Origin of the sequence: Candidatus Sodalis pierantonius str. SOPE, from assembly GCF_000517405.1 — a bacterium.
Lineage (GTDB): Bacteria > Pseudomonadota > Gammaproteobacteria > Enterobacterales > Enterobacteriaceae > Sodalis_C > Sodalis_C pierantonii.
In genome coordinates this window covers 1,454,867-1,477,312 of sequence record NZ_CP006568.1, presented here as the reverse complement: position 1 = coordinate 1,477,312, position 22,446 = coordinate 1,454,867, and the positions used below count along the sequence as shown (strand labels likewise).

Genomic DNA, 22,446 nt, shown 5'->3' with positions numbered 1-22,446 from the left:
CTTCCTCCCTATCAGGGCGATTGTTACATGATACGGACGCTGTTTGGCATTCCTAACAGCGTGATCCGGTTAAGCGCTTTGACCATTGCCATAGCCTCACCTACCTGCGCGTCATAGTCATGCAGACTCAGATGACCACCCAGAAGTGTTTTAAACCGGAACATGGCCGTTTCAGCCAGTGAACGCCGGTGATAACCTACTTTCTTTTTCCAGGTATCGTTAATTGCCGCTCAGATGCTGATTTGCCACCGCATGGTTACGCTCATGGTATCGAGTTGGCCAATATTGCGCACCACTTCGCGGTGGGATAAGCGGCTTTATTTTTTTCTTCAGCAGAGCATCATGACAGTAACGCGTATCGTAAGCACTGTCAGCCGACGCTTCCCTGATTTTCCGGTGGGTTTGGTTAATCAGCCCGGGCAGCGCCTGCGCATCTGTCGTACCGCTTAGCGATAAATCGGCACAGATAATTTCATGTGTCGCGCTATCTACTGCTAGATGAAGCTTGCGCCATACTCTGCGCCTCTCAGCACCATGCTGCATGACTTTCCATTCGCATTCGCCGAAGATTTTCAGGCCGGTGCCATCGATGACCAGGTGTGAGATTTCGCCGCGGGTTGGCGTTTTTATGCTGATGTCGACGGTTTTTGCTCGCCGGCTGACCAGAGAGTAATCTGGGCAGCGCAGCGACAGCCCCATCAGTTTAAAAATCGCGTCAACGAAACCCTGTAACGCCCGGAGCGAAAGGTTAAACACGCGCTTTATCATCAGAACCGTGGTAATGGCCATATCGGTGTAGTGAAGCGGCCGGCCACGATGTTCAGGTGGTGTACTCTCAGTCCATGCAGCAATGGCTGACTCATCAAGCCATACTGTCATGTCCCCCCGCTGCCTGAGCGCATTGTTGTATGCGGGCCAGTTGGTGATTTTAAACTTTTGCTTTGCCATGGGGAGCGCTTTGTTGAATAAATCCGAAATTTTTGACGACTTCCTCCCTATCAGGGCGATTGTTACATGATGCGGACGCTGTTTGGCATTCCTAACAACGTGATCCGGTTAAGCGCTTTGACCATTGCCATAGCCTCACCTACCTGCGCGTCATAGTCATGCAGACTCAGATGACCACCCAGAAGTATTTTAAACCGGAACATGGCCGTTTCAGCCAGTGAACGCCGGTGATAACCTACTTTCTTTTTCCAGGTATCGTTATTGCCGCTCAGATGCTGATTTGCCACCGCATGGTTACGCTCATGGTATCGAGCTGGCCAATATTGCGCACCACTTCGCGGTGGGATAAGCGGCTTTATTTTTTTCCTCAGCAGAGCATCATGACAGTAACGCGTATCGTAAGCACTGTCAGCCGACGCTTCCCTGATTTTCCGGTGGGTTTGGTTAATCAGCCCGGGCAGCGCCTGCGCATCTGTCGTACCGCTTAGCGATAAATCGGCACAGATAATTTCATGTGTCGCGCTATCTACTGCCAGATGAAGCTTGCGCCATACTCTGCGCCTCTCAGCCCCATGCTGCCTGACTTTCCATTCGCCTTCGCCGAAGATTTTCAGGCCGGTGCCATCGATGACCAGGTGTGAGATTTCGCCGCGGGTTGGCGTTTTTATGCTGATGTCGACGGTTTTTGCTCGCCGGCTGACCAGAGAGTAATCTGGGCAGCGCAGCGACAGCCCCATCAGTTTAAAAATCGAGTCAACGAAACCCTGTAACGCCCGGAGCGAAAGGTTAAACACGCGCTTTATCATCAGAACCGTGGTAATGGCCATATCGGTGTAGTGAAGCGGCCGGCCACGATGTTCAGGTGGTGTACTCTCAGTCCATGCAGCAATGGCTGACTCATCAAGCCATACTGTCAGGTCCCCCCGCTGCCTGAGCGCATTGTTATATGCGGGCCAGTTGGTGATTTTAAACTTTTGCTTTGCCATGGGGACCTGATGTTGAAACGAATGTAGTGATCAGAGCCGCCAGTCACCTAAAAGTTCGATTTATTCAACAAAGCCCCCCATCAGATGTCAAATATCACAGTTTGCCCCCCCCCTACCTTAAATTTTAGCCGTCATCGGACAACCGTGACAACCATTACGACCGATAAGATTACCGTTTAATAAACTGATTATAAATAATTAAAAGTTGTGATGATTCAGATGGATCCCTTTAAGTTTTTAAAACTTTAACACTGCTCGTAAAACATATTGAATTGTTCGTGATTATGTAATGACTCCGTTACTGAGTATGCGACAGACGCAAGTGAAAGAATATCAACTTGATGATAGCGCTGGTTGGGAAAAGTATTTCAGTTCGGTTTCCGTCACAATTATCCCTTGAAGATTACCAAGCAAGACTTGTCCGTTTTCCCCCGCTTAATGTATTCCGTTGATGGCTGGAGTTTAACACTCACGTTATCGTTGTTAAATCCGCATGGGGTCTGGCTCCGGCTTTCAGCACGTCAGCCGCTTTGTTGAATAAATCCGAAATTTGTGACGACTTCCTTCCTATCAGGGCGATTGTTACATGATGCGGACGCTGTTTGGCATTCCTAACAGTGTGATCCGGTTAAGTGCTTTAACCATTGCCATTGCCTTACCTACCTGCGCGTCATAGTCATGCAGACTCAGATGACCACCCAGAAGTGTTTTAAACCGGAACATGGCCGTTTCAGCCAGTGAACGCCGGTGATAACCTACTTTCTTTTTCCAGGTATCGTTATTGCCGCTCAGATGCTGATTTGCCACCGCATGGTTACGCTCATGGTATCGAGCTGGCCAATATTGCGCACCACTTCGCGGTGGGATAAGAGGCTTTATTTTTTTCCTCAGCAGAGCATCATGACAGTAACGCGTATCGTAAGCACTGTCAGCCGACGCTTCCCTGATTTTCCGGTGGGTTTGGTTAATCAGCCCGGGCAGCGCCTGCGCATCTGTCGTACCGCTTAGCGATAAATCGGCACAGATAATTTCATGTGTCACGCTATCTACTGCCAGATGAAGCTTGCGCCATACTCTGCGCCTCTCAGCCCCATGCTGCCTGACTTTCCATTCGCCTTCGCCGAAGACTTTCAGGCCGGTGCCATCGATGACCAGGTGTGAGATTTCGCCGCGGGTTGGCGTTTTTATGCTGATGTCGACGGTTTTTGCTCGCCGGCTGACCAGAGAGTAATCTGGGCAGCGCAGCGACAGCCCCATCAGTTTAAAAATCGAGTCAACGAAACCCTGTAACGCCCGGAGCGAAAGGTTAAACACGCGCTTTATCATCAGAACCGTGGTAATGGCCATATCGGTGTAGTGAAGCGGCCGGCCACGATGTTCAGGTGGTGTACTCTCAGTCCATGCAGCAATGGCTGACTCATCAAGACATACTGTCAGGTCCCCCCGCTGCCTGAGCGCATTGTTATATGCGGGCCAGTTGGTAATTTTAAACTTTTGCTTTGCCATGGGGAGCTGATGTTGAAACGAATGTAGTGATCAGAGCCGCCAGTCACCTAAAAGTTCGATTTATTCAACAAAGCCCCCCATCAGATGTCAAATATCACAGTTTGCCCCCCCCTACCTTAAATTTTAGCCGTCATCGGACAACCGTGACAACCATTACGACCGATAAGATTACCGTTTAATAAACTGATTATAAATAATTAAAAGTTGTGATGATTCAGATGGATCCCTTTAAGTTTTTAAAACTTTAACACTGCTCGTAAAACATATTGAATTGTTCGTGATTATGTAATGACTCCGTTACTGAGTATGCGACAGACGCAAGTGAAAGAATATCAACTTGATGATAGCGCTGGTTGGGAAAAGTATTTCAGTTCGGTTTCCGTCACAATTATCCCTTGAAGATTACCAAGCAAGACTTGTCCGTTTTCCCCCGCTTAATGTATTCCGTTGATGGCTGGAGTTTAACACTCACGTTATCGTTGTTAAATCCGCATGGGGTCTGGCTCCGGCTTTCAGCACGTCAGCCGCTTTGTTGAATAAATCCGAAATTTGTGACGACTTCCTTCCTATCAGGGCGATTGTTACATGATGCGGACGCTGTTTGGCATTCCTAACAGTGTGATCCGGTTAAGTGCTTTAACCATTGCCATTGCCTTACCTACCTGCGCGTCATAGTCATGCAGACTCAGATGACCACCCAGAAGTGTTTTAAACCGGAACATGGCCGTTTCAGCCAGTGAACGCCGGTGATAACCTACTTTCTTTTTCCAGGTATCGTTATTGCCGCTCAGATGCTGATTTGCCACCGCATGGTTACGCTCATGGTATCGAGCTGGCCAATATTGCGCACCACTTCGCGGTGGGATAAGAGGCTTTATTTTTTTCCTCAGCAGAGCATCATGACAGTAACGCGTATCGTAAGCACTGTCAGCCGACGCTTCCCTGATTTTCCGGTGGGTTTGGTTAATCAGCCCGGGCAGCGCCTGCGCATCTGTCGTACCGCTTAGCGATAAATCGGCACAGATAATTTCATGTGTCACGCTATCTACTGCCAGATGAAGCTTGCGCCATACTCTGCGCCTCTCAGCCCCATGCTGCCTGACTTTCCATTCGCCTTCGCCGAAGACTTTCAGGCCGGTGCCATCGATGACCAGGTGTGAGATTTCGCCGCGGGTTGGCGTTTTTATGCTGATGTCGACGGTTTTTGCTCGCCGGCTGACCAGAGAGTAATCTGGGCAGCGCAGCGACAGCCCCATCAGTTTAAAAATCGAGTCAACGAAACCCTGTAACGCCCGGAGCGAAAGGTTAAACACGCGCTTTATCATCAGAACCGTGGTAATGGCCATATCGGTGTAGTGAAGCGGCCGGCCACGATGTTCAGGTGGTGTACTCTCAGTCCATGCAGCAATGGCTGACTCATCAAGCCATACTGTCAGGTCCCCCCGCTGCCTGAGCGCATTGTTATATGCGGGCCAGTTGGTAATTTTAAACTTTTGCTTTGCCATGGGGACCTGATGTTGAAACGAATGTAGTGATCAGAGCCGCCAGTCACCTAAAAGTTCGATTTATTCAACAAAGCCGCATTTCGCTACTGTGCGCGCCCCATGACAATGTGGTGGTGAGCCCAACCGTGCTCTACAATCCGATACACCAGGACAGCATCAAGGATGTTGCGCGCTACCTGCGCGATGAATTGACGCTGGGCCTCAACCTGTCGCGGGAGAAGTTAAAACAGCAGCTGGAGGGGCAGATGCTGCTGTTGCCGATGATGTCCGTCCCCATTTGTCCTTATGAAGGAACCGTGCTAACCGGGCATTTCAGCGCGGTCGTCGCGGTGAAAAAAGATGAGTATTGGCATTTCGCCATTTTCGACAGTCTTGACGACAGCGACACTGAGCCGCTAAAAGAAGCGGTACTCGCTCAGTTAGTGCCCAAAAAGCGCGGGCGCTATTATTTTTTCCAGCAACATTTTCAGCAGCGCAACGACTGTGCCATTCATGCCTTTAATTTCTTCAGCCGCTGTCTCACCTTGAAGGAAACGTATTGGAGCGGACCGGAGCAATGGGGGCAGCTCTTTGATGATTATTGCCAAGAGACCGCGGACTTGACGCTAATGCTGGGCGAAGATAGCACCTTAAGCAGCACGATGTTGCGCTGCTATTTTATGCTGGAGTGCCTAATAAACGACTATCGTCCCGACGAATGGGCAATGGTGCAAAATGGACCAGTTTTGCGGCGCGAGCCTAGACGCGGTCTGAGTTTGTCGCACTCTTTCCGTCATTTGTTGGGCTGTACCGGCCACTATCGGCGGCTGGAAGACAATTAAGCGTAGTGCGCCGAGGCAAAATCTCGGGCGTTAAGGGAGGGCGTCGACGCCAGTTTGTGGGTGCGCCACCCGGGATATCACAAAACGCACCACCGCGGCTGGCATGGCATGCCAGGGTTCACTGTAGCGCGGCGCCGCGGGTGAAATGAATAACGCTGCACGCGGCACGGCACAGGTGCGCCACCGGTCGGGAATCGGACAAAGCGCCTATCCCGCCCATCAGTGCTGGCATGACTGGCGAAACGCCGCGGCCTCTTTCGCTAACGCATCAATATGCGCGCTGATAATTTTTATCTTGTGAAGCAGGGGATTGCGATCCGGCGAGCTGTCCAGGCTATTTAGTTTGCCCACCAGCATAGCGTTATGCTCCCGCAGCCGCGCCTCACGCGCCAGGCATTGCTCTAACTGGTGCTGCAACGACTGGTACTCCTGCCGCCACACATGCTGGCGCTGTATTACACTGTTTTCCAGCAGTGAAAAGGCCGCATTTAAACGCGTCTCTAACTCTTGCAACAACATGACTGTTCCTTTCCTCGGTCTTTGGCGCAGTATAATGATTGTCCAGCGCGGCAACAAACCCATTATGGCGCGGGCCGCCTGTCAGCGCCCCTGGCGCGTCTTTACGCTTTTTAGCACCACAAATTTCTGATTGGCGCCCAGGGCCTGGCAGTTGCCAAACAAACGTTTAAGTTGACGAAAATAATCCAAATGACGATTGGCCACGATCCGCAGCTCGCCGCCCTGCTGCAGGCTGCGCCGAGCATCGCGGAACATTTGCCGGGCGATGTGATCCGTTATCGCCTGCTGTTGGTGAAAAGGCGGATTGCAGACAATGGCCTGTACACTGTCCGCCGCGACGCCCGCCAAGCCGTTGTCAACCTGAAACCGGCAGCGCGGCAGATCCGCCGGCCGGTTTTCGCTTATATTAAGCCGGCTGGAGGCGATTGCCATATAGGACTCATCAACAAAATGTATCTCGGCCCGCGGGTTGGCCGTCAGCACCATCAACCCCAGGATACCGTTGCCACACCCCAGATCCACCAGCGTACCCTCAACCTCTTGCGGCAAATAGGACAGAAAAAAACGCGCGCCGATATCCAGCGATGTGCGGGAGAAGACGTTGGCGTGGTTGTGGATCCGATACGGCGTGTGCTCCAGCGGCCAGATACAGGGCGTTGGCGGCAATGACGGCGCCTGCTCGGCCAAGGTGCTGTAGATGAGCCGCGCCTTTTTTTGCGCCAGCGAGGTGTGGGTCGAGCCGATAATGTCGCTAAACAGCGCCAGCGTGGAACGATGGATCTCGCGTACCCTGCCGGCGGCAAGGAAAAGGGTGTCAGGGCCCGCCACCTGACGCACGGCGTGCAGTTGATGTTCAAGCAGTGCGAGGGTTTTGGGCACTTTTAACAGCACCAACCCGGGCGACGGCGGCAAAGGCGCCAGACTGTCCAGCAGGGTGATCTGCTCCACCTGTGTGTTTTGCGCCAGGTTATGACGGGTGGCGAGCTGGCTCAGGTACGAATCGCTGACGCAAAACGGCGCGCCGAAGGCGTCATTGAAAATCAACGTCGGTCCGGTTATCGCCTGCGCCGACGGGCACGCCTGTAGCAAATATTCATCCGCGGCGTCCCAGGCCTGTAGGGTGTCATTGGCCGCGCCGGGCGGTGGCGGGGAGCACGCCCGTTTTCGGCGCCTGTTATGGTCATCAGTTGCTGGCCTATGCGCTGGGCGGTAAGGTGGATTATCACCCCGACGGCATGGAGCTGGGCACTCAGGCCATCGAACTGCTGCCGGCGGCGGCGGATGACGCGCTGCTGACGGCGCTGCCCCGGCGTTTCGGCGCCAATTTGGTGCACTCGCAGTCAGTGCTTACTTTGCCTCCAGGCGCTACGGTGCTTGGCCGTTCCGCTCATGATCCCCACCAGATCCTGCGCTATGGGCTCAACGTTATCACTACCCAGTTTCATCCTGAGTTCACCGCAGCCATCATGCGCAGCTATTTGGTGCGCATGATGGCGCAAGAGCCGAAACGGTGCGACAATTACCAGCATCTGGAGGGTCAAATCGTCGCTACGCCCCACAGCCAGAGTCTACTGGCGCGCTTCGTGCGCCGCTGTTTGCGCGGCGATGTTACGGTTTGATATTGACGGTTGCATTTTTTTACATTAGCATGGTTCGCAGCAAAGGGGAGTAACTTTCTGCCGGCCAGCCGTCAATACGATGCCAAAGCATCCGGTAGCCGGGCAACTGCAGAATTTTCATGCGGGTTGTAAGTGAGACCTTGCCGGAAGGCGAGACTCGCTTATAACCCAGACCGTGAACAACGGCTGGCGCCTTCTGACGGCAGCCGTTGTTCGTTGTGGAAGGACTATTTCAGATGCATACCGTCGGAAATCCCTTGCTGTGGGGCAGCTTTGCTGTCGTGGTGATAATCATGCTGGCCGTGGATTTATTAATGCAGGGCCGCGCGGGGGACAAACCCCCGTCGATGAAACAGGCGGCGCTATGGTCGCTGCTGTGGGTCGCGCTGGCGCTGGTGTTTAACGCCCTGTTCTGGGCCTATTTGCTCCAGACCGAAAGCCGGGCGGTGGCCGATAGCCAGGCGCTGGCGTTCCTTACCGGCTACCTGCTGGAAAAAACCCTGGCGGCCGATAATGTGTTCATCTGGCTGATGCTGTTTAGCTATTTTGCCGTACCGCTTTCGCTACAGCGCCGCCTACTGACCTGGGGCATTCTGGGCGCCATCGGGCTGCGTGCCGTCATGGTGTTCGCCGGAAGTTGGCTTATCAGCGAATTTCAGTGGCTGTTGTATGTCTTCGGCGCGTTTTTGCTGTTCACCGGCATCAAGATGGCCCTACCCGGCCATAACGAACAGGATATCGGTAACCGTCCGCTGGCTCTACCGCCATTTGCGGGTGACGAATGAACTGCACGGCGAGCGTTTTTTCATCCGCCGCAATGGTCTGCTGTTCGCCACGCCGCTCTTGCTGGCGCTGATCATGGTGGAATTCAGCGACGTCATTTTCTCTCTCGACAGCATACCGGCGATCTTCGCCGTCACGACCGATCCATTTATCGTGCTGACCTCCAATTTGTTTGCCATCCTGGGGCTACGGGCAATGTATTTTCTGTTGGCCAATGTGGCCGAACGTTTCTCGCTGCTGAAATACGGGCTGGCGGTGATTTTGGTCTTTATCGGTATCAAAATGCTCATTGTGGATATCATCCATATTCCGGTCGCCGTATCGCTGGCCATGGTCGCGCTCACGGTGACGCTGATGCTGAACGCCTGGGTCAACCGGCGGCAACGCCGAGTCAGGCAACGGTAGCGGCGGCGGAGCTAGCGCGCCGGTGCGCGTGGGACGGGGTCATTCCGTCGGGGTTATGCGCCAGCGGCGCGCTTAAATAGGCAGGTCAGCGGCCGGGGACCTGAACCGGCAGCGCGCGGTTTTCCGTGACGAAGGGGTCAATACCCTGCTTGATAAGCCGGTGAAAACGCACAATCGCCAGGCCATTCATGATAAGAAAGCTGCCCTCTATCAATGAACCGCCGATGGAGCCGAGCTAGATATTGTGGGTAACCCAACATGCGGTCGAGCACCACATCACGCAGCGTGTGGTCAGACCGCTACAGCGAAACAGCGTCCAGGTACTGGCCACCGTGCCAACGATCGGCAGTAATTCGACCCCATAGCGGACTTTCGGCAAACCGAGCCCCAGCGTTAAAGCGATAAATACCAGCATGGCCCAGACACTGCGGGTGCGCGTGGAAACTAGCGTGCGCAGCGTATTCAGTACGGCGCTCATGCCGGCGGCATTAGCGCCCATTAAAAAGAAATGCAGGCCGATTATCAGGCTATAGAGCGCCAGTTGCAGCTTAAACCGGCGCTCGTTGCGGTTGAAAAAAGTGGTGATGCCGACGACGAACGCCAGCCCGCCTACCGCTTGGGCAAACCAATACAACGTCATGAGGGAAAATCTCGGTCAAGAGAATGGGAAAGTCAATGAAAACAGCGTTTCATAATACGAAACGCCGTTCCCCGGCCGCAAAAAAAACCGTTAAAAAAAATTACAAGGTCACGCCGCTTTTGAAAATCGCCAGTTCGCGAAAATCGTTGATCTCGTTTCGGGTTTGCTTGCCGTTGGCAAAGGCGACGATAAGATCGACAAACTCGGTTAACACCGCATCCATACTCATACCGTGGATCAACCGCCCGGCGTCGAAATCGATCCAGTGCGGTTTTTTCGCCGCCAGCTCGCTGTTGCTCGCCAATTTCACGGTCGGCACAAAACCGCCGTAGGGCGTACCGCGACCGGTGCTGAACAGCACCATGTGGCAGCCTGCACCGGCGAGGGCGCTGGTGGCCACCGCATCGTTGCCCGGCGCGCTCAGGAGATTCAGCCCCGGTACGCTTAACCGCTCACTGTATTTCAACACGTCGACCACCTTGCTCTGACCGGCTTTCTGCGTGCAGCCAAGAGATTTCTCCTCAAGCGTTGTGATACCGCCGGCTTTATTGCCGGGAGAGGGGTTTTCATAAATCGGCTGCTGATGGGCGATAAAGTACTGTTTGAAATCGTTGACCATATGCACGGTCTTTTCAAAGGTGGCTTCATCACAGCAGCGGCTCATCAGGATCCGTTCGGCGCCAAACATTTCCGGGACTTCCGTCAGCACGGTGGTGCCGCCGTTGGCAATCAGATAATCCGAAAAACGTCCGAGCATGGGGTTGGCTGTAATCCCCGACAGGCCGTCAGAACCGCCGCATTCCAGTCCAAATTTCAGTTCGCTGAGCTTGCCCGGTTCGCGATGGTCGTCGCGCATGCGCTGATAAAGCGCGCGCAAACATTCCAGTCCGGCCTCCACTTCATCATCCTGCTGCTGGCAAATCATGAAGGTGACCCGCCCGCTATCGAACTCGCCGAGGGTGGTGCGAAACACATCCACCTGATTATTCTCGCAGCCCAGCCCGATGACCAGCACCGCGCCGGCGTTGGGGTGGCGCACCATGTTTTGCAGCATGGTGCGGGTGTTCTCATGGTCTGCCCCCAGCTGCGAACAGCCGAACGGGTGGGTGAACAAATGCACGCCGTCGATATCTTCCGCGCCAAAGGTCTCCTTGAGGAACCGCTGCTGGATCTGGCGGGCGATGCCGTTGACGCAGCCCACGGTCGGCAGGATCCACAGCTCGTTGCGAATACCGACCTGGCCGTTGCGGCGCCGGTAAAGCTGCACCTCACGGTCGGGCATTTGCGGCGGCAGTGCGGGGAACGCGGGCTGATATTGATATTCATCCAGATCGCTGAGATTGGTTTTCGCGTTCTGTGAGTGAATATGTTCGCCCGGCTGGATGAGGCTTTTGGCGTGCCCGATGGGCAAACCGTATTTGATAATCATGTCCCCTTCGCCGATGGGCGTTAGGGCAAACTTATGGCCGCGCGCAACGGGCTGACGTAGCGTAACGCGGTCATTACCGACAGTTACCGTCTCGTCAGCCGGCAGGTCTTGCAGGGCGACCGCCACATTGTCAAGGGAATGAATTTTAATAATATTCATGATGAACCTTTGGGTTTCAGCAATAGGCGGAAACGGTGTCCCGCATGCTCCGGTCAAGGATGGCCTGCAGTTGCTGTTCAACCTGTTTCGCCAGACCGGGTACCTGCAGCAGATCCTGCTGCCAGTGTCCGGTATCGCTCAGTACGGTTTCGACCAGTTCGCCAAGCGGGGTGGTGCCGGCCGTCACGCCGCTCCATAGCGTCTGGTAACGATCCAGCCATGACTTATCATCTTGCAGTGGATAAGACTCGCCGTTGCGTTCGCCGCGATAAAACGCGATAAGCGCCGCCAGCGCGAAAGTCAGCCGTGCCGGCAGTTCACCATGCTGTTGCCGGTAGGCCAGCAGCTGCGGCAGGATCCGGGTGCGGAATTTGGTCATACCGTTGAGCGCGATGGACAACAGTTGATGCTGGATAAACGGATTGCGAAAACGCCCCTGTACCGCCTCGGCAAAAGAGATAAGTTCGTCGTGAGGCAGATCCAGCACCGGCACGATTTCTTCGGCGATGGCTTTTGCCACGAACGCACTGATCTGCTCGTCGTTCATCGCCGCGCCCACGGTATCCAGACCGCCCAGCCAGGCTACCGGCACCAGTGCGGTATGCGCGCCGTTCAAAATGGCCACTTTGCGTTCTTTATAGGGTTTGATGTCGTCGACGATGCGGATGTTCAGGTTGAGCTGATCCAAACACAACGCCTGGGCCAGCCAGGCCGGTCCCTGAATAACGAACAGATAAAAATATTCGGCGGTGTCGAGGAAGGTGTCTTGATAGCCGAGTTCCGTTTGCAGCGCCTGCACTTCATCGTGCGGGTAACCCGTGACTATGCGGTCCACCAGCGTCGAGCAGAAGGTATTGCTATCGTTCAACCAGTGGACAAATTCCGCCGGTAGCGCCAACAGGTCGGCATAGCGCAGCACCATTTCGCGCAGCGCGTCGCCGTTATAATCGATAAGTTCGCAGGGGATAAGCACCCATCCTTTATCCGCCGCGCCGTCAAAATGGCAGAAACGTTCGTACAGCAAACGCGTCAGTTTGGCGGGGTAACTTTGCGGCGGCGCATCTTGCAGCCGGTCGCCGTCGTTAAAGCTAATGCCGGCCTCGGTGGTGTTGGAGAAGACAAACTGGATGTTGGCATCATGAGCCAGCGCCAGATAGTCATCGAACTGGCGGTAGACATTAATCTCGCGGTTGACCGACCGGATAACGCGCGACTGGCGCACCGCGTCGCCCTGCTCGTTCAGGCCGCGGATAATCGTGGTGTACAGGCCGTCCTGGGTCGACAACGACGGGGGGAAATCGGTATCGATAGGGCGCACGACGACGACGCCGGCATCAAGATCGGTGTGTTCGTTCAGCAAGTCCAGTTGCCAGTCGACAAAGTCGCGCAAGAAATTCCCTTCGCCGAACTGAATAACGCGGTCGGTATACTGGCGACCGGGAAAATTTTGACGATTTAGCGTTTGCATTCGGGGGTTACCTTCAATATAAAGCCGTTCACGGGCGGGCCGTCGGCCCGCCCGGCTTAATCAGAGTTCAATGACAAAGTAGTTTTTGGCGTTGTCGAAGCAAATGTTTTTCACCATTTCGCCCAACAGCTTTATGTCCGCCGGTGCTTCGCCCTGCTCGACCCAGTGACCGATCATCCGGCATAGAATGCGGCGGAAGTATTCGTGACGGGTGTAGGACAGGAAACTGCGGCTGTCGGTCAGCATGCCGACAAAGCGGCTGAGCAAGCCGAGGTTGGCCAGTTGGGTCATCTGACGCTCCATGCCGTCCTTCTGATCGTTAAACCACCAGCCGGAACCAAACTGCATCTTGCCGGGCATGCCTTCGCCCTGGAAGTTGCCGACCATGGTCCCGATGGTTTCGTTGTCGCTCGGGTTCAGGCAATAAAGAATGGTTTTCGGCAGCGCATCGTTTTTCGCCTGTGCGTCCAACAAGCGGGAGAGGTTCTGGACCACCGGCTGATCGTTGGCGGAATCGAAACCGGTATCGGGGCCGAGCAGTTTCAGCATGCGGCTATTGTTATTGCGCAGCGCGCCAATATGGTACTGCTGTACCCAACCGCGGCGGGCGTATTCTGCGCCGAGGAACACCAGCACCGCGGTTTTGAACTGCGCGATTTCCTCGGCATTCGGCAGCTTACCGTCCAGGCGACGGGCCAGGATGCCATCGAGCGTGTGGGTATCGGCTTCGCCATAGACCACCACATCAAGCGCGTGGTCAGAGACGCGGCAGCCGTGGGCGGCGAAATGGTCCAGACGTTTCGACAACGCGTCGCAAAGCGCGCTGAATCCGCTAATGGCGGTGTCCGAAGCGCCCTCGAGCTTCTTCAGATAATCCACATAACCTTCGGCTTCAATATTGAAGGATTTATCCGGGCGCCAGCTGGGCAGCACTTTGATGGAGAAGCTGCTGTCTTGCGCGACGCCTTTATGATGGCGCAGGTCATCGATCGGATCATCGGTGGTGCCAACCATTTTCACGTTCATCTGCTGCATAATACCGCGGGCGGTGAAATTATCCTGTTCTAGCAGGGCATTACCGCGGTCCCAGATTTGCCGCGCGGTCGCTGGCGACAATAAGGTGTCGCTGATGCCGAATGGACGGCGCAGTTCCAAATTGGTCCAGTGATAGAGGGGGTTGCCGATGGTGTGCGGCACGGTCTGCGCCCAGGCTTCAAATTTTTCCCAGTCGCCGGCGTCGCCGGTACAAAAACGTTCGGCCACGCCGTTGGTGCGCATCGCGCGCCATTTATAGTGGTCTCCTTTCAGCCAGATGTCGTACAGGTTTTTAAAGCGGTAATTTTGCGCGATCTGTTCCGGCGGTAAATGGCAGTGATAATCAAAAATCGGCTGGTTTTTCGCATAATCATGATACAAACGGCGGGCGAATTCGCTGTCCAGCAAAAAATCTTCAGTTAAAAACGCGGTCATAACAGGCTCCTCACCTTCGTTTTTTTAGCAATGTTTCCAAAATGTTGAAATATGTTATACCAATTTAGGACCAACTGATTGGATTCTAAGCCCTGTCGTAGCGAACACCCTTCATGAATCAACAAAAATGTCACATCTTTGCGCCAATTCTGCCGAAAAAGGCGGCTGGCGGGACCGAATTATTATCCATTAAATTATTAATGGTTTTTGTGATGGTCCTCAGCTTTTAAATATGTATGATAAGTTATCGTAACGCCGTTTTCAGTCAGGACTCAAGTTTTGTTTATTGGCGAGGACCGCGGGGCGTTTAGCGACACCCAAGCGGGGTGGGTGCGATTCGGAAGAGCCGGCAATTAACCGGCCCGCTGAAAAGCCGCACCGGCAGGACGCAGCACCCTGGGCAGCCTGATAAAAACAATACCTAGGGGAACACCCTACGTTGGGTTCTCTATATCACACCGTCGAGCCACCGACCGAGCAGTTGGATTGACGGCACTACTATTGGGAGAAGTTTTAATGCGTAAGATTAAAGGGTTACGCTGGTATAGATCGCCCTGGTCACCGTGGGCACGGTGCTGGGCTACCTAACGCGTAACGCCATTGCGGTGGCGGCCCCGACGTTGCAGGACCAGCTGCACATTACCACACAGCAATACTCTTATATCATCGCCGCTTATTCCGCCTGTTATACCATTATGCAACCGGTGGCGGGTTATGTCCTGGACATGCTGGGCACCAAGGTCGGCTATGCGGTGTTCGCGATTCTGTGGACGGTGTTCTGTATGGCCACGGCGCTGGCCAGCAGCTGGGGCGGCCTGGCTATCGCCCGCGGCGCGGTGGGGATGGCGGAAGCCGCGATGATCCCGGCCGGTCTGAAGGCCAGCAGCGAATGGTTCCCGGCGAAAGAACGCTTTATTGCGGTCGGCTACTTTAACGTTGGATCCTCCATCGGCGCCATGGTTGCGCCGCCGTTGGTGGTTTGGGCGATTATGATTCACAGCTGGGAAATGGCCTTTATCATTACCGGCGTGCTGAGCCTTATCTGGGCACTCTGCAGGTTGGTGTTCTATAATCGCCCGAAAAATCAGAAGAAATTGACGGAAGAAGAACGGGATTACATCCTGAGCGGCCAGGAAGCCCAGCACCAGGTCAATGATGGTAAGAAAATGAGCGCCTGGGAAATCCTGCACAACCGCCAATTCTGGGGCATCGCGCTGCCGCGTTTTCTCGCCGAACCGGCCTGGGGGACTTTTAACGCCTGGATCCCGCTGTTCATGTTTAAAGTTTACGGCTTTAACCTGAAAGAAATCGCTATGTTCGCCCTGGATGCCGATGTTGTTCGCCGATTTGGGCTGTATCGTCGGCGGTTACATGCCTCCGTTCTTCCAGCACGTCTTTGGCGTGAATCTGATCGTCTCGCGCAAACTAGTCGTGACGCTGGGGGCGTTCTTGATGATTGGCCCCGGCATGATTGGCCTGTTTACCAGCCCGTATGTGGCTATCGGCCTGCTGTGCATCGGCGGTTTCGCCCATCAGTCGCTGTCTGGCGCGCTGATTACCCTGTCCTCGGACGTCTTTGGTCGTAATGAAGTGGCGACCGCCAATGGCCTGACCGACATGGCCGCGTGGCTGGCGAGCACCCTGTTCGCCCTGGTGGTCGGCGCGCTGGCGGATACCATCGGCTTTAGTCCGCTGTTCGCGGTCCTGGCGCTGTTCGATTTGTTAGGCGCCCTGTGCATCTGGACCATTCTGAAAAACCGTCCGGCGGATGAGGTGGAATCACAGAGAACCCCGGCGACGGTGTAACGTCGCCCCGGCGCGCCAGCGCCCGCAGTCTGCCTGGCGCCCGCCCTTCTCTGCCCCGCTCCCCGGCGACGGTTGTCAACCGCGCCGGGGATTTTTTCCTCCACGGGGTGGGGAAATTAAAGAGCGGTAAGGTCGGGTGGCGCATCTGGCCCACGAGGACAAAAAGTGGTATAATAAATACGTGCCGGCCCTCCTTTTTTTGTCCCGCCGGCGCCGGCCGCTAAACGTCAGCGCCACCCTTTCTCTGTATTGTGAAGAGCATGCAAAATGGAACCCACTGAGACCCGCAGATTATACCAGCAACTGGCGGCCGAACTGAAACGGTGCATCGAATCCGGTATCTATCCGGTCGGCAAGAAGCTGCCGGCGGAACGCTATATCGCCGAGGAGATGAACGTCAGCCGCACGGTGGTGCGGGAAGCGATTATCATGCTGGAGGTGGAAGGTTACGTGGAAGTGCGCAAAGGCTCGGGTATCCATGTCATCGCCAATCAGCAAAAGCATGTGGTGTTGCCCGCCGGCGAAATTCAGGCCGCCACGCCCGGCCCGTTTGAGATGCTACAAGCGCGGCAGCTTATCGAAAGTAATATTGCCGAGTTCGCGGCGACCCAGGTGTTCAAACAGGACATTATCCTGCTGATGGAAATCCAGGAGAATGCGCGCCAGGAAGACAGATTTCGCGATTCGTAATGGGACCTGAAATTCCACGTTCAGGTGGCGCTGGCCACCGGCAACAGCGCGATGGCGTCCATCGTTGAACAAATGTGGACCCAGCGGGTGCATAACCCTTATTGGATCAAGCTGCACGAGCATATCGACGATAAAGCGATAGAAAGCTGGTGCGAAGAGCACGACCAAATTCTCAATGCGCTGATCCGCAAGGATCCCTACGCGGCCAAACTGGCGATGTGGCAACATTTGGAAAACACCAAGCAGATGCTGTTCCACGCCACCACCGACGATTTTGAATCCAGCGTTGACCGCTATATGTTCAGCGACAACCCCGTGGTGCACCTGGACACCGTGACTACCGGGGTAAAATAACCGGCGCGCCGCCGCCTCAGGCCTCGAAGGTTAGCAGAGCGTAGGTGGCCAGCCAGTGGGCGCCCATATAGTTGGTGTCCAAATGCGCCAGCGCGGCGTGTAGATGCGCCGCGGCCACCTGCTGTAGCCCATGATCCGGCGCCGTTCCCAACTGCCGGGCGAGGGTGCGCCAGCACCAGGCGCAGCTGAGGTTCAAGCCGTCGAGATGGGCAATCTTGCTGTCAAAGCGATCGCTGACGAAAACCGGGTGGAACAGTGGCTGTTGCGCGTCAAGCTGTGGCAAGAACGCCTGCCACCAGGCGCTAAACGCCGTAGCCGAGAGACAGCGCGACATATAGACCGCTTCTATCAGCGTCGGCGATAAAAATTCATCTCCCGCCGGCTCCCACGCCTGACAGGCGCGATCGCCGCCGAACCAGCGCTTCCCGCCTTCGACCAGCGTCGCATCCTGGCTGCCTTGCGCGTAATCCAGCGCCAGCACGCTGGCAAAGGCGCTGTTAAAGTGCATGCCGGTGCGGATGGGGTAGGTTTGCAGCGGCCAGAATTTTTTGAAACTCGTCACCATGTGATCCGCCAGCGGCGCCAGCGCCTCGGCGTAGCGGCTGAGACGATCTTCGTGACCGGCGCCAAACTCAGCCACCAGTTTTAACAGCCAGGCCCATCCGTAGGGACGCTCGAAGCTGCCGCGGTTAGGCTAGGTAAAATAGGCCAGTTCTTGCGCTATCGCCTCGGGCGTAAGGCGGCGGGCAAACAGCGCGCGGGCCGCTTCCGCCTCCGCAAGCTGGGGAAAGCGGTTGACAATGCGCGCGAGCAGCCAATAGCTATGTACGCAGGAGTGCCAGTCGTAGCTGCCGAAAAAAACCGGATGCAGGGCGCGCGGTCCGTTGATGTCCCGTTCGTCCTGTAAATTGTGCATGATGTGGTTGGGATATTCGCGTTCCACATGTCCCAGAGCGATGCGCGCCATAGCCGCGGCCCGTTCGCCGTCCAATAGAAACGCGTCGCTTTGCAGGGTAGTCATTTACTTTTCCTTATTCTCTTCACCGAATCAAAAACGGAACACCAGTATCGACATTAAAATAATATTGATGATTAACAATAAGATGGCGGTATGAAATTGCACCTTGATGACTCATGCTGGCCGGAAAGCTCCAGCAGTGCGGCGGGAACAATATTAAAATTGGCCGCCATAGGAGTCATTAGCGTACCGCAAAATCCCGCCAACATGCCGATGGCGGACATGATAGCCGGATTGCCGCCCATATGGCCGACGATAATGGGTAAACCGATGCCGGCGGTCATGATGGGAAATGCCGCAAAGGTGTTGCCCATAATAATGGTGAACAGCGCCATGCCGATGCAGTAGGCGGCGACCGCGACGATGGGCAGTCCTAGCGGGATGACATCGGTAATCAGCCCCACCACCAGCTTACCCACCCCGGCCAGGGCGAAAATTCCCCCCAGCGCCGCCAGCATTTGCGGCAGGACGCTGGCCCAGCCGATGGCGTCCAGCAGCCGCCGGCCTTCGTTCATCGCGCTGGCGGGCGTCTCACGCAACATCATCAGCGCGACGAAGGACACGACGATAATACCCAGGCCCAGCGCGGCCAGGGTGGAGGAGCCGGCGGGGATCAGCAACGCCGGAATGAACTATCGGTTGCCAAAACGACTGGCGCGCACTTCCCGCTGTTCAACAGACGCCTCGGGTTGCTTGCTGCGGCCCAATCCACCGAGCCCCGCGAGCAGCACCATGACTATCACCAACAGATCATTTGCCAGCGCCGGCAAATAACTGCCGAAAATGAAAATAATCGCATTAATGCCCCAAAAGCCGGCGCTTTTCCAACGTTTTGGGTTAGAACTATCACGCAAGTTGATTATAGCCGTGGCGGCAAACATGATGCCCACCAGCAAATAAAGCGCATCCAGAATTGTCATCCTTTATACTCCCCTGCTGCCCGCGTTTTGTTCTGCGCGGCATAGCGCCGAATAAGCGCGCGCTGGTAAAATGCCACGCGGCAGCTATGAATGATAAACGCAAAAAAGGCGGTGGGAATGGCCCAGACGGCAAAATGCAGCGGCTCGATAATATAACCGTTTTGCTCCATAAATCCTTTCATCAATAAGATCGAGCCGATGGCGATAAATATGTCTTCGCCGAAGAATACGCCGATATTATCTACCGCCGCACAGTGCGCACGGATTTTTTCACGCTCCGCCTGGGGTAAATCCCCCAACCGTTTACGCGCGCCCCTTCGGCCATGGGGGTTATCAGTAGCCGCACCATTTGTGCATGGCCGCCGAGCGCGGTCAAGCCCAGCGCGGCGGTTAACTGCCGCATCAGCATATAGAGAATCAGAATGCGCGACAGCGACGCGGAGTGGATGCGCGTCACCAGGCACTGCGCCTGCTCGCGCAGTCCGTTGCGCTCCAGCAGCCCGATGACCGGCAGCGCCAGCAAGATAAGCGCCATATAACGATTTTGCACATAGGCGGTACCAAAATCGCTTATTACCGCAGGCAAATCCAGGCCGCTGGTCAGCCCGGTGATAAAGCCCGCAAGCGTTACGACCACCAGAGGATTGAAACGTAGCGCAAAGCCGAAAATAACGATAACGATGCCTATTAAAGGCCACATAATGATACCCCAAAAAATGATGAGAATGGCCTTCACCCGAGTGATTGAAGGCTTAAGGAATAGCCTTCCGCTGGCCAGTCCGAACAATGGGTAAACTCCTTTCTAAGCTATTTCCAAAGAATTTGGAATATTTAATTACCGATCATTTTTTAACAGAATAAAAAGTACGCACCCGCGACGGCGCATAATCGGCCTGACGAGAAGCGAAGCGGGGAATTATCATCGCTGCACGTAAGGGATTACCGCACGCGCGCAAGATAGCTACGGCGTTAATTATCTACTATGCAAAGAAGTCGGCCGGCATAAATATCTTTACCGCTGGTTTTTTATGCTGTTTTATTACCGTATGGCGCGGCAAATTGCCTTTTTTTTGCAGGCTTTCCGACCAGACCTTTTTGCCGGCTAACGCGATCTCTTCTGTTTGGCAACGCTCTTCGCCACCCTCAACGCTGTTCCTGTCGCGCCGGTCGCCGCCTTAGACGCGTTTTCACGCCCGATGAGGGGTGCCGCCGCTGCTCGTCATTAAGGCTTAGCCGGCGCTATTTTGCAGCGCAAGGCGGCGGCGCGGGCGGATAAAGTCAGTAAGCGTGATTTTATGTCAGCCGATGTAAAACTGACGGCGCAGGGCCTATTTTTCCCCTTAAAAGCGCCCATCGCGGGGCATTTTCGGCTATATTTCACTGTCTCAATGGAGTTGGTTTTGTTACAGTGTGAGGCTTTGTTGAATAAATCGAACTTTTAGGTGACTGGCGGCTCTGATCACTACATTTGTTTCAACATCAGGTCCCCATGGCAAAGCAAAAGTTTAAAATTACCAACTGGCCCGCATACAACAATGCGCTCAGGCAGCGGGGGGATCTGACAGTATGGCTTGATGAGTCAGCCATTGCTGCATGGACTGAGAGTACACCACCTGAACATCGTGGCCGGCCGCTTCACTACACCGATATGGCCATTACCACGGTTCTGATGATAAAGCGCGTGTTTAACCTTTCGCTCCGGGCGTTACAGGGTTTCGTTGACTTAATTTTTAAACTGATGGGGCTGTCGCAGCGCTGCCCAGATTACTCTCTGGTCAGCCGGCGAGCAAAAACCGTCGACATCAGCATAAAAACGCCAACCCGCGGCGAAATCTCACACCTGGTCATCGATGGCACCGGCCTGAAAGTCTTCGGCGAAGGCGAATGGAAAGTCAGGCAGCATGGGGCTGAGAGGCGCAGAGTATGGCGCAAGCTTCATCTGGCAGTAGATAGCGTGACACATGAAATTATCTGTGCCGATTTATCGCTAAGCGGTACGACAGATGCGCAGGCGCTGCCCGGGCTGATTAACCAAACCCACCGGAAAATCAGGGAAGCGTCGGCTGACAGTGCTTACGATACGCGTTACTGTCATGATGCTCTGCTGAGGAAAAAAATAAAGCCGCTTATCCCACCGCGAAGTGGTGCGCAATATTGGCCAGCTCGATACTATGAGCGTAACCATGCGGTGGCAAATCAGCATCTGAGCGGCAATAACGATACCTGGAAAAAGAAAGTAAGTTATCACCGGCGTTCACTGGCTGAAACGGCCATGTTCCGGTTTAAAACACTTCTGGGTGGTCATCTGAGTCTGCATGACTATGACGCGCAGGTAGGTGAGGCAATGGCAATGGTTAAAGCACTTAACCGGATCACACTGTTAGGAATGCCAAACAGCGTCCGCATCATGTAACAATCGCCCTGATAGGGAGGAAGTCGTCACAAATTTCGGATTTATTCAACAAAGCGACAGTGTGGATGATTTTTTTACACTTTAGCCGGTTCGCCAGCCGCCGTTTCGCGCGCGGTTTTTCTCTCGCTTCAGACGCAGGGACGGGTTTCGCCGGCGCGGATAGAGCAGCGTTTGCCTTGCCGTTCGCGGTTGATAGGCGCGTAAGCGTGCGTTCCGAAGCCAACGCCGCGGGTTCGCTTCCTCTGTTCCGGTTCGGCGGCGGGCAGTAGATGACATACCGTCAATGGTTGAGAATACACAATGGATATCTTTAAGGAACTGTTGCACGCCCTCTGGCAACAGGATTTTGAAACACTTTCCGATCCCAGCCTGGTTTGGACCATTTATTTGCTGGTGTTTGTCATCCTTTTTTTGGAAAACGGCCTACTGCCCGCCGCCTTTTTACCCGGCGACAGTTTATTGATATTAATCGGCGTGCTGATTGCAAAAGGGACGCTGAATTTTCCTCTCGTGCTGCTGCTTCTGACCGTCGCCGCCAGCTTGGGCAGTTGGATTAGTTACATACAGGGGAAATGGCTGGAAAATAACCGGCTGGTGAAGAGCTGGCTGGCGCATCTTCCAGCGCACTATCATCAGCGGGCCTACCGGATGTTTCATCGCCATGGGCTTTCGGCTTTGCTTATCGGCCGGTTCGTCACGTTTGTGCGAACGCTGCTGCCGACTATCGCCGGTTTGTCCGGCCTAGGCAGTTCGCGTTTTCATTTTTTTAATTGGATCAGCGCCTTTCTATGGGTGTTTATCTTAACGCTCGTCGGGTTCATCCTCGGGAAAACGCCGGTGTTTCAGCGCTATGAAGAGGAATTGATGCTGTGCCTGATGCTGCTGCCGCTGGCGCTGTTGACTATCGGGCTGGTGAGTTCGCTGGTGGTCATCTGGCGCCGTAAACGGCTTACCGATTCGGATAAAGAATGATGAAAGTGTCAGGTT

At 54.7% G+C, this 22,446-nt stretch carries 12 protein-coding genes and 9 pseudogenes; 8 read left to right on the top strand and 13 right to left on the bottom strand.

Features of this window, described 5'->3' with window-relative positions; translation table 11 throughout:
* Nucleotides 1-23: 23 nt before the first annotated feature.
* The 4 genes and pseudogenes from SOPEG_RS07530 to SOPEG_RS07515 all read right to left on the bottom strand — a co-directional run bounded on the left by SOPEG_RS07530 (nt 24) and on the right by SOPEG_RS07515 (nt 4,945).
* Nucleotides 24-948 (bottom strand): annotated as a pseudogene (locus SOPEG_RS07530) (IS5-like element ISSoEn1 family transposase).
* A gap of 62 nt (nt 949-1,010) precedes the next feature.
* Complete coding sequence (locus SOPEG_RS07525) at nt 1,011-1,934, bottom strand: IS5-like element ISSoEn1 family transposase (protein WP_025243834.1); 924 nt, start codon at nt 1,932-1,934, stop codon at nt 1,011-1,013.
* Nucleotides 1,935-2,516: 582 nt separating this feature from the next.
* On the bottom strand, nt 2,517-3,440 hold the full coding sequence (locus tag SOPEG_RS07520; protein WP_025244885.1) for an IS5 family transposase: 924 nt from the start codon (nt 3,438-3,440) through the stop codon (nt 2,517-2,519).
* A gap of 581 nt (nt 3,441-4,021) precedes the next feature.
* Nucleotides 4,022-4,945 (bottom strand): IS5-like element ISSoEn1 family transposase, encoded by a 924-nt coding sequence (locus SOPEG_RS07515; RefSeq protein ID WP_025244884.1) that lies wholly within the window; start codon nt 4,943-4,945, stop codon nt 4,022-4,024.
* A gap of 26 nt (nt 4,946-4,971) precedes the next feature.
* Between SOPEG_RS07515 and SOPEG_RS07510 the strand changes: the two genes are divergently transcribed.
* On the top strand, nt 4,972-5,766 hold the full coding sequence (locus SOPEG_RS07510; RefSeq protein WP_025244883.1) for a hypothetical protein: 795 nt from the start codon (nt 4,972-4,974) through the stop codon (nt 5,764-5,766).
* A 219-nt stretch (nt 5,767-5,985) separates the two neighbouring features.
* Here SOPEG_RS07510 and SOPEG_RS07505 read toward each other — a convergent pair whose 3' ends face one another.
* Together SOPEG_RS07505 and SOPEG_RS07500 are read right to left on the bottom strand one after the other, a co-directional pair.
* Nucleotides 5,986-6,285, bottom strand: a complete 300-nt coding sequence (locus SOPEG_RS07505) for a hypothetical protein (protein ID WP_025244882.1) — start codon at nt 6,283-6,285, stop codon at nt 5,986-5,988.
* A gap of 81 nt (nt 6,286-6,366) precedes the next feature.
* Nucleotides 6,367-7,428 (bottom strand): annotated as a pseudogene (locus SOPEG_RS07500) (methyltransferase); the annotation flags it as partial.
* A gap of 44 nt (nt 7,429-7,472) precedes the next feature.
* On the opposite strand from SOPEG_RS07500, the gene SOPEG_RS07495 reads away from it, so the two are divergent.
* Nucleotides 7,473-7,904, top strand: coding sequence for a glutamine amidotransferase-related protein (locus SOPEG_RS07495; RefSeq protein ID WP_051419519.1), 432 nt, complete (start codon nt 7,473-7,475; stop codon nt 7,902-7,904).
* Between the two features lie 236 nt (nt 7,905-8,140).
* Nucleotides 8,141-9,092, top strand: a pseudogene (locus SOPEG_RS07490) (TerC family protein).
* 85 nt (nt 9,093-9,177) lie between these two features.
* Here SOPEG_RS07490 and SOPEG_RS07485 read toward each other — a convergent pair.
* From SOPEG_RS07485 to uxaC, 4 genes and pseudogenes are all read right to left on the bottom strand, one after another.
* Nucleotides 9,178-9,732 (bottom strand): annotated as a pseudogene (locus tag SOPEG_RS07485) (YgjV family protein).
* Between the two features lie 100 nt (nt 9,733-9,832).
* On the bottom strand, nt 9,833-11,323 hold the full coding sequence (locus SOPEG_RS07480) for a UxaA family hydrolase (protein WP_025244879.1): 1,491 nt from the start codon (nt 11,321-11,323) through the stop codon (nt 9,833-9,835).
* 13 nt (nt 11,324-11,336) lie between these two features.
* On the bottom strand, nt 11,337-12,788 hold the full coding sequence (locus SOPEG_RS07475) for a tagaturonate reductase (RefSeq protein WP_025244878.1): 1,452 nt from the start codon (nt 12,786-12,788) through the stop codon (nt 11,337-11,339).
* A gap of 60 nt (nt 12,789-12,848) precedes the next feature.
* Entirely contained in the window at nt 12,849-14,258 is a 1,410-nt protein-coding gene (gene uxaC, locus SOPEG_RS07470) for a glucuronate isomerase (RefSeq protein WP_025244877.1), read from the bottom strand.
* Nucleotides 14,259-14,774: 516 nt separating this feature from the next.
* Between uxaC and SOPEG_RS07465 the strand changes: the two are divergent.
* Together SOPEG_RS07465 and exuR are read left to right on the top strand one after the other, a co-directional pair.
* A pseudogene (locus SOPEG_RS07465) lies at nt 14,775-16,064 on the top strand (MFS transporter).
* A gap of 267 nt (nt 16,065-16,331) precedes the next feature.
* Nucleotides 16,332-17,108, top strand: a pseudogene (gene exuR, locus SOPEG_RS07460) (transcriptional regulator ExuR).
* Nucleotides 17,109-17,124: 16 nt separating this feature from the next.
* On the opposite strand, the pseudogene SOPEG_RS07455 reads toward exuR, so the two are convergent.
* The 3 pseudogenes from SOPEG_RS07455 to SOPEG_RS07445 all read right to left on the bottom strand — a co-directional run bounded on the left by SOPEG_RS07455 (nt 17,125) and on the right by SOPEG_RS07445 (nt 19,746).
* Nucleotides 17,125-18,075: pseudogene (locus tag SOPEG_RS07455) on the bottom strand (DUF2891 domain-containing protein).
* A gap of 81 nt (nt 18,076-18,156) precedes the next feature.
* A pseudogene (locus SOPEG_RS07450) lies at nt 18,157-19,046 on the bottom strand (DUF979 domain-containing protein).
* Nucleotides 19,043-19,746 (bottom strand): annotated as a pseudogene (locus tag SOPEG_RS07445) (DUF969 domain-containing protein). The pseudogenes SOPEG_RS07450 and SOPEG_RS07445 overlap by 4 nt, the downstream one beginning before the upstream one ends.
* Nucleotides 19,747-20,290: 544 nt before the next feature.
* Here SOPEG_RS07445 and SOPEG_RS07440 point away from each other — a divergent pair.
* The 3 genes from SOPEG_RS07440 (at nt 20,291) to SOPEG_RS07425 (ending at nt 22,431) form a co-directional block, all read left to right on the top strand.
* Nucleotides 20,291-20,488: a hypothetical protein gene (locus tag SOPEG_RS07440; protein WP_025244876.1), complete on the top strand. Its 198-nt coding sequence runs from the start codon at nt 20,291-20,293 to the stop codon at nt 20,486-20,488.
* 47 nt (nt 20,489-20,535) lie between these two features.
* Nucleotides 20,536-21,459, top strand: coding sequence for an IS5 family transposase (locus SOPEG_RS07435; protein ID WP_025244875.1), 924 nt, complete (start codon nt 20,536-20,538; stop codon nt 21,457-21,459).
* A 300-nt stretch (nt 21,460-21,759) separates the two neighbouring features.
* Nucleotides 21,760-22,431: a DedA family protein gene (locus tag SOPEG_RS07425; protein ID WP_025244873.1), complete on the top strand. Its 672-nt coding sequence runs from the start codon at nt 21,760-21,762 to the stop codon at nt 22,429-22,431.
* The last annotated feature ends 15 nt before the right edge of the window (nt 22,432-22,446 follow it).